Genomic DNA, 5725 nt, shown 5'->3' on the forward strand with positions numbered 1-5725 from the left:
CGCTTCCAGACACCAAAAGATCCCGCACCCGTCAATACTATCGGTGCAGGTAGTCGTAGCGATGAACAACCTCTCATGACGGCGTTACTACCAACCACCAACTACGGGCGTACAATAGCAGCACGTCCAACATTCTTTGTTTACATCCCGCCAACGGCTACCGAAGAAGTATTTTTTAGCCTGAAAGATGAAAATGGCAAGCATCACTACCAAGCCATGCTCAAGATTTCTGGTAGAGGGGGAATTGTTAGTGTTACCCTACCTAATAATGCGCCAGAATTAGAGATGGACAAAAACTATCAATGGTTTTTTGCTCCAATTTCGCCCGGAGGTATTCTTCAACCAGATAATTATGGCGTAACTGGATGGGTGAAGCGAGTCGCAGCCCTAACTTCCACTCAGGCAAATTCCTCTATAAATCCTCTAGAAAAAGCCACCGAATACGCCGAAGCAGGCATTTGGTATGATACTGTAGCTGTCTTAGTTTCAGCTCAAGTGGCACAGCCGAGTAATGAGACTTTATTGAGTGAGTGGAAAGACTTGTTAAAAGAAGTTGGACTCGATGCGATCGCAAATCAGCCTATTGCAGAACATTTGTAAATAACAACGTAAGTTGCTAGGATTTTTTTGGGGCTGCTAATGGCTCATGGTAGAGTCACAAAATCTCACTATTAGCAATTAGCAATTTAGGTTAATAAGTAATGGGTAATTGGTAATAGCCAATTACCCATTATCAGTTAATACTGTGAGGTAGCACTACCATGTGGAAAAAGATCCATAAACAAATTCAAAGATGGCGAAACCCATTGATTATTGCTTCCAGCGTAGCGGGTTCCGTCATTGCTGGCAGTATGGTAGGCATTTTTAACTTACTGGAATTCTCAGTACGCGATCAATTATTTCGTCTACGCCCCACTGAATCACTTGACAAACGCATTGTCATTGTCACTATTGATGAGTCAGATATCCACTATGTCAAGAGATGGCCGATGTCAGACGAATTTATGGCACAAATACTCGGCAATATAAAAGCTCAGAAACCTAGAAGTATTGCCATTGATATTTATCGCGATATACCCGTAGAACCCGGACATCAGGCATTAATCGAACTCTTCAAATCTACCCCCAATTTAATTGGAATCGAAAAAATTGCCGAACCTGCAATCGCACCGCCGCCTACCTTAGAAAAGCTGGGGCAAGTAGCCGCCAACGACTTGGTATTAGATCCAGACGGCAAGATTCGTCGCGCTTTAGTTATCCTCAGAAAAAAAGATGGAACAATGCGGGAAGGATTGGGGATTAAACTAGCATTAATGTATTTAGAAAAAGAAAAGATTAAACTACAAGTAATTGACGATAAAAAGCAAATATATGGATTAGGAAAAGCTGTATTTGTTCCCTTAACAGGCAAAGAGGGAGAATACAGCGAGAAAGATACAGGAGGATATCAAATCTTATTAAACTATCGGGGCGGATTGCCAAAATTTCCAACTATTTCGATGACAGATGTACTAGAGAACCGGATTCCACCAGAATTAATGCGCGATCGCATAGTTTTCTTCGGTCCAAAAGCACCGAGTCTCAATGACAGTTATCAAACCCCTTACAGTAGCACTTTGCGGACGACAACTGTATTAATTCCAGGTGTAGTTATTCATGCCAATATTGCTAGTCAAGTTTTGAGTGCAGCTTTAGAAAATCGACCCATGCTGCGAGCTTCCATTAAGCCATTAAATTGGCTATTAATTCTATTTTGGTCTGGATATAGTACTACTTTAGGTGTCCTTTACGTCCGTCACCGTTGGGTGTCTCTGGCTGGAATTTTTATCGCTGTTGGTATTATCTTTATCGGTGGGTATATTGCTCTTTTAGCAGGCTGGTTAATTCCTGTATTTACTCCTTTGGTTGCAGTTATAGCTGGTGGAGTTATCGGTATCGGCACTACACTTTGGAGTAACCTCAAACTATCTTATCAACAATTAGAAGACTATGCCCAAACCCTAGAAAATAAAAATCAAGAATTACAACAGCTAGACAAATTAAAAGATGAATTCTTAGCCAATACATCCCACGAACTCCGCACACCTCTTAACGGAATTATCGGTATTGCCGAATCAATGGTGGATGGTGCTACTGGAAAACTCACAGAAATCCAAATCCAAAACTTAGGGATGATTAGTCAATGTGGTCATCGCCTTTCTAACCTTGTAAACGATATCCTCGACTTCTCTAAGTTACAGCACAAAAATATAGAATTGTACCAAAAACCTGTTAATATCAGCTCACTTATTCAAGTTGTTTTAAACATAAATAAAACTATAATAGAAAACAAAAATATCCAATTAATTAATACAGTATCTCAGACTTTTGTCCCCGCTTATGTCGATGAGAGTCGCTTGGAACAAATACTGTACAACCTCATCGGTAATGCCATCAAATTTACGGAAAACGGAAAAATAGAAATTTCCGCCAAACTTGTCCATAATAATTCCTCTCTAGTAATCCAACAAAATACATCGATAAATAACCAACAACCAACAACCAATAACCAACAACTAACAACCAATAACCAACAACAAATAGCGATTACTATCTCCGATTCCGGAATCGGTATCCCCAACGATCGTATCGATCGCATCTTTGAATCTTTTGAACAAGGAGATGGCTCCACTGCTCGCAAATATGGTGGAACAGGTTTAGGATTAACTATAACTAAACAGTTAATTGAACTCCACGGCGGCAAGATTTGGGTAGAATCTGAAGTTGGAATAGGATCTAAATTTACATTTACTCTACCTATTGCTGATAATCCCGTAGCAGATACTCCCACATCTCCCACTGTAAGTACCATCCGTAAACCTGTAAGCCAACTCGATATATCATCACAAAACATTGATGACAACGATCGTACTGTTACTAATAATAGTGTTGGTGATGTCAAATTTCATATTTTAATTGTGGATGATGAGCCAGTAAATCTTCAAGTATTGAATAATATTCTTTCCGTAAAAAATTACAAAGTTACCCAAGCTTCTAATGGGAAAGAAGCCCTGGCTATTCTGGCACGCGAGCAACCAATAGACATCATCTTACTCGATGTGATGATGCCCAATATGTCCGGTTATGAAATGTGCGCCAAAGTTCGGAAAAAACACCCCCCTCAAGAATTGCCCATCGTTATGTTAACGGCAAAAAATCAAGTTGATGATTTGGTTATGGGCTTTCAATTGGGGGCAAACGATTATATAGCAAAACCCTTTGCTAAAGATGAATTATTAATGCGGGTGAATACTCATCTAAAATTATCTAAAATTACCAATGCTTACGAAAAGTTTGTTCCCCATGAATATCTTAGTTTTCTCAGCAGAGACAGCATTATCGATGTGAAGTTAGGGGACAATGTTAGTAAAGAAATGGCGATCATGTTTAGCGATATTCGTTCCTTCACTAATCTCAGTGAAACCATGACTCCCCAAGATGTTTTTAACTTTGTTAATGCCTATTTACGGCGGATGAGTCCGGAAATCGATCGCAATAATGGGTTGATTGTTAAATATATGGGGGATGGCATGATGGTAGTCTTCCCCAATGGTGCAGATGACGCAGTAGCCGCAGGAATTGGTAAACTTGAAAAAGTGCGAGACTATAATCAATATCGTGAAAAAGTAGGCTATCAACCAATTAAAATCGGTATCGGTATTCATTTGGGTTATATTATGGTGGGGATTGTTGGTGCGGCTAATCGGATGCAGAGTGATGCTCTTTCTGATACGATTAATTTAACGGCTCGTTTGGAAGGTTTAACCAAGTTTTATGGAGTTTCTTTGTTAATATCTGGGCAAGTTTGGGAAAAATTGAGTAACCGCGATAGCTACCAGATTCGGTTTATCGACAAAGCAATTGTTAAAGGCAAAAATCAACCGATTTCTGTTTATGAAGTCTTAGATGCTGAGGTGGAGGAAGTTAGGGATTTAAAATTGAAAACTCAACCTGATTTTCAGCAGGGAATAGAGTATTATCGCTTGGGTGAATTTGGGCAAGCGCAAGATTATTTTGAAAGAGTTTTAGCTGTTAATTCTCAAGATAAAACTGCTGCTCTTTATCTGGAAAGGATTCAGGAGTTAATGAAGCAGGGGACACTTGATGGGTGGGAGGGAATTTGGCGTTTTACTGAGAAGTAACAGGTAGTACATTGGTTTGATCGTATAATTTGGATCGGACTTACGCAAAGCCCTTTACCTTTTTCTGTAGGGTGTGTTAGCGCAGCGTAACGCACCATCACTACTATATGTATGTGGTGTAGCTGCCTAAGTCCTGTTGGATATAGTAGATATATAATCTAATAACCCACCATCTACAAAGAAACCCGATTTCTGAAATCACACAATCAGCTAATAGCACAACCATGAGTCAAGTTAAAACAGTTTCCGGATGCGGAATTCCTATTTTAGGGAACGATATCGATACCGACAGAATTATCCCCGCTCGTTATTTACGCTGCGTCACCTTTGATGGATTAGGAGAAAATGCCTTTGCAGACGATCGCGTACAATTAAAGGGAGAACATCCCTTCGATCTACCGCAGTATCAAGGTGCTACTATATTAGTAGTGAATGGTAACTTTGGCTGCGGTTCGTCACGGGAACACGCACCGCAAGCAATCGCAAAATGGGGAATTAAAGCGATAATAGGCGAAAGTTTTGCTGAGATTTTCTTTGGTAATTGTCTCGCAATTGGGCTTCCCTGTGTCACAGCTTCGCCTGAAACTATCCAAAAGTTACAAACTATCTTAAAAGAGAATCCCCAAGTTTCCATGACGATGGATTTAGAATCGATGGTAGTTAGTTGTGGAGACTTTCAATCCTCTATATTTCTGGGTGAAGGCCCCCAACAAATGCTAACCACAGGTACTTGGGATAGTTGCGGACAACTGATATCCCAAGCTGAAGCAATTCGGGCAACAGCTCTTAATTTACCTTATATGGTTTGGGATTCTTCAGTGTCTGTTACTCTCGCTTAAAAATAGTTTTAGGGATAAAGGATTACTGTCAGTATGCTTGGGTGATTTACAGTAATCCTTATTGGAATTCTCCTAATCATTTTTTAAATCAATATTTTCTGTAAAACTCTTACTAATACTTTCTTCCGCTCTGGTGTAAAGATAAGTACGAGGTTGAAAAATCTTGGCCGTTTTGAATTTTTTTTCAGCCCTTTCCCAGAAATCGGTATCCTCTCCATAAGGAAGATTTTGAAATCCTTTTAATTCAAATAAAACATGACGTTTGAAAAAAAAAGTAGAACCCATAACACACTCTAGAGCATTAATTAGTTTTCCTGGTTGATAATAATCAGCCACAAAAATATCTCCATCCGTCTCAACACCACCCGTAATCAAGTCCACTTCAGGATTAGCTTTCATATACTCCAAACGGGATTCTAAATGATTCGGTTTATATTGATCGTCGCTGTCAATAAAAGTAATATATTTACCGAAAGATGCTTGACTACCCGCATTTCTGGAAAATCCCAGTTTCCGGTTTTTATGCTTGCAATAGCGGATATTTTCATATTTTTCCACAAACGGATTAATTATTTCAAATGTACGATCTTGACTGCCATCATCTATAATAATTAATTCCCAATCTTTAAAGGTTTGATTGAGTACACTATTAATACAATCGATCAAGTATTTAGCTCGATTGTAAGTAGGTAGAATAATTGATAC

Annotated in this window: 4 protein-coding genes; 3 read left to right on the forward strand and 1 reads right to left on the reverse strand. The window is 39.2% G+C overall.

Annotation, left to right across the window (positions count from 1 at the left end):
• From NJ959_RS00400 to leuD, 3 genes are all read left to right on the forward strand, one after another.
• Nucleotides 1–600 (forward strand): DUF928 domain-containing protein (locus NJ959_RS00400; protein ID WP_254009759.1); only part of this gene is annotated, 600 nt, incomplete at its 5' end.
• A 161-nt stretch (nt 601–761) separates the two neighbouring features.
• On the forward strand, nt 762–4181 hold the full coding sequence (locus NJ959_RS00405) for a CHASE2 domain-containing protein (RefSeq protein ID WP_254009760.1): 3420 nt from the start codon (nt 762–764) through the stop codon (nt 4179–4181).
• A gap of 224 nt (nt 4182–4405) precedes the next feature.
• Nucleotides 4406–5020 carry a 3-isopropylmalate dehydratase small subunit gene (leuD, locus tag NJ959_RS00410; protein WP_254009761.1) on the forward strand — a complete coding sequence of 205 codons (615 nt, stop codon included), beginning with the start codon at nt 4406–4408 and terminating at the stop codon, nt 5018–5020.
• A gap of 72 nt (nt 5021–5092) precedes the next feature.
• On the opposite strand, the gene NJ959_RS00415 is transcribed toward leuD, so the two are convergent.
• Nucleotides 5093–5725: glycosyltransferase family 2 protein (locus tag NJ959_RS00415; protein WP_254009762.1), on the reverse strand; the 633-nt coding region annotated here is incomplete at its 5' end.

This window comes from Limnofasciculus baicalensis BBK-W-15 (genome assembly GCF_024178385.1).
Taxonomy (GTDB): Bacteria; Cyanobacteriota; Cyanobacteriia; order Cyanobacteriales; family Coleofasciculaceae; genus Limnofasciculus; species Limnofasciculus baicalensis.

Bases quoted from the DNA above. Each gene is read 5' to 3' on its own strand.
- NJ959_RS00405 (WP_254009760.1), top strand. From the start codon at position 762: ATGTGGAAAAAGATCCATAAACAAATTCAAAGATGGCGAAACCCATTG.
- leuD (WP_254009761.1), top strand. From the start codon at position 4,406: ATGAGTCAAGTTAAAACAGTTTCCGGATGCGGAATTCCTATTTTAGGG.